Here is a 2499-nt window from a genome sequence, read left to right on the forward strand (position 1 = left end):
AAAGCCAAAACTCTGAGGTTCTGGGCAGTAAAGATAACGTTATTGAAATTAAAGATCTGAATAAATGGTATGGCAATTTCCATGTGCTCAAAGATATAAACTTAAGTGTCAAAAAGGGTGAACGAATTGTTATCTGTGGACCATCTGGTTCAGGTAAATCGACGATGATTCGTTGTATCAACCGACTGGAAGAGTTTCAAAGAGGGTCTTTGGTTGTGAATGGTGTTGAGATGATCGAAGACGTTAAGAATATCGAAGCGATCCGTCGTGAAGTCGGTATGGTTTTTCAGCACTTCAATCTGTTTCCCCATTTGAGCATTTTAGAAAACCTGACGCTTGGGCCAATTTGGGTACAGAAAAAACCCAAAGAGGAAGCCGAAGCGATTGCAATGAAGTATCTGGAGCGAGTGAAGATTCCAGACCAAGCACTTAAGTACCCGGGTCAGTTATCGGGTGGTCAGCAACAACGTGTAGCGATTGCACGATCTCTTTGTATGTCACCTCAAATCATGCTGTTCGATGAACCAACCTCTGCTCTTGATCCGGAAATGATTAAAGAAGTACTCGATGTCATGGTTGAGCTAGCTGATGAAGGTATGACGATGCTCTGTGTTACTCATGAAATGGGCTTTGCTAAGCGTGTAGCGGACAGAGTAATATTTATGGATGGTGGTGAAATTGTTGAGCAAAATACACCAGAGGAATTCTTTACAAACCCAGAAACTGACCGCTTACAACTATTCTTAAGTCAGATACTTCAGCATTAATCCCAAGCAGCCGAGCTTCTTATTCTTGATGAGAGAGCTAATAGCCTTGAGAAGAAGATAGCTCTTCAAGTGTATTGAAGTTCATAAAGCTACTGGCTTCAGCATTTCTTGATGTTGAGAAATCAACCCAGATAGCACCGTTATCTTTAACCCACTTCATTACGCGGTTTTGCCTGTTTACGATTGCATCTTCCAAGCTATCAACAAACTGAGTAGAAATGCATAAGTGAAGAGGGTGGCTTCTGTTTTCATCTCTCGATGCGATTATCAAAGGCTGACCAGGGAACAGCTCTTGTTTTTGGTACAAGATATTGAGCATCTTTTGACCATACTCTTGTCCAAGGCAGGGTGTATCACAGGGGCTGACAAGCAAATAATCAGCATCAGTGTTCAACATCAAGCTGTGTAGTCCTGCCAAAGGACCTTGGAAGCCTTCGATTGAGTCAGAACACACAAGAGGACTGATTTCTTGATATTGAGTTTGATTGCGGTTGCAGTTGATTAACACGCGACGAACATAAGGCTGAAGCGAGTCAAAAACAGACTGGGCCATTGGTTTTTGTCGATAGAGTTGCAGTCCCTTGTCCTTGCCATCCATACGAGTGGAAAGGCCACCGGCAAGAATACCGCCATCAATTTGCAGTGTCATGAGATCTAAATCTGATAGGAGAGTAGCGATGTGGCACCCAAGAAGAGTGCCACCTATGCAAAGCGTAAACTAGTGGGCTTACAAGTTGCTGTCAACAAAAGCTGTCAACTGAGATTTTGATAGCGCGCCTACCTTCGTTGCATCAACATTACCATTCTTGAATAGCATCAAGGTTGGAATGCCACGAATATTGAATTTAGGTGGGGTTTGCTCATTCTCATCAATATTTAACTTACATATTTTGATCTTGCCAGCATAGTCGTCAGCAATTTCCTCAAGGACAGGGGCGATCATTTTACAAGGGCCGCACCACTCCGCCCAGTAATCGACAAGTACAGGGATGTCAGAATTTAAAACTTCCGTTTCGAAAGTTGCGTCACTTACATTGATGATGTTATCACTCATGTTTTGATTCCAATAAAAGATTTAGAGAAGCCTGAAAGCATTTGATGCGTTACAATACAGCTATCTCTTAAGAAATGAAAAATCGTAACGAGTAATATATAGCCTTATCAGAGGATTTCAAGGACGTGTTAACTCACAATGATACGAAAGCAGAGCCAAATAGCTGCTCAGACCACATTGCAGCGATAGATTTGGGCTCAAACAGTTTTCACATGGTTGTCGCAAAAATTTCTCATGGCGAGATTAGAGTCGTTGATAAGTTTGGTGAAAAGGTCCAGCTAGCGGCAGGTCTCGACGAAAATGGAGAAATAACTCCAGAAGCCCATATCAGGGCAATTGAGTGCTTGAAGCGCTTCTCCCAGCGGATCAAGAGCTTTGACTCTGCATCTGTGCAGATCGTGGGTACAAATGCTTTAAGAGCAGCCAAAAAGAAAACTGACTTTCTGCGTGATGCCGAGCGTGTAACAGGTCACCCAATAGAAATAATTTCTGGCAGAGAAGAAGCGCGTCTAATTTATCTTGGTGTTGCTCATACCCTGGCTGATGATAAAGGCAATCGCCTGGTTATCGATATCGGTGGTGGTAGCACCGAATTGATAATTGGTGAACGCTTTGAGGCAAAAGCCTTAGAAAGTATGCATATGGGCTGCGTTTCTTTCAGAGAAAAATATTTTCCTG

General features: G+C 42.7%; 3 protein-coding genes and 1 pseudogene. 2 read left to right on the forward strand and 2 right to left on the reverse strand.

Translation table 11 applies throughout. The features are described 5' to 3' along the window. Nucleotides 1-20: 20 nt before the first annotated feature. Nucleotides 21-767, forward strand: a complete 747-nt coding sequence (locus A3761_RS17475; RefSeq protein ID WP_068750597.1) for an amino acid ABC transporter ATP-binding protein — start codon at nucleotides 21-23, stop codon at nucleotides 765-767. A 37-nt stretch (nucleotides 768-804) separates the two neighbouring features. Here the strand turns inward: A3761_RS17475 and mobA are convergent, their stop codons facing one another. Together mobA and trxA are read right to left on the reverse strand one after the other, a co-directional pair. After that, nucleotides 805-1416, reverse strand: coding sequence for a molybdenum cofactor guanylyltransferase MobA (mobA, locus tag A3761_RS17480; RefSeq protein ID WP_068509986.1), 612 nt, complete (start codon nucleotides 1414-1416; stop codon nucleotides 805-807). A gap of 78 nt (nucleotides 1417-1494) precedes the next feature. Beyond that, complete coding sequence (trxA, locus tag A3761_RS17485) at nucleotides 1495-1821, reverse strand: thioredoxin TrxA (RefSeq protein ID WP_068509988.1); 327 nt, start codon at nucleotides 1819-1821, stop codon at nucleotides 1495-1497. 125 nt (nucleotides 1822-1946) lie between these two features. Here trxA and A3761_RS17490 point away from each other — a divergent pair. After that, nucleotides 1947-2499: pseudogene (locus tag A3761_RS17490) on the forward strand (exopolyphosphatase); the annotation flags it as partial.

This window comes from Oleiphilus sp. HI0123, assembly GCF_001635315.1.

What these genes read in the sequence shown, in the direction of transcription:
- mobA (WP_068509986.1), bottom strand. Translation starts at nt 1,416, where the DNA reads ATGACACTGCAAATTGATGGCGGTATTCTTGCCGGTGGCCTTTCCACT.
- trxA (WP_068509988.1), bottom strand. Translation starts at nt 1,821, where the DNA reads ATGAGTGATAACATCATCAATGTAAGTGACGCAACTTTCGAAACGGAA.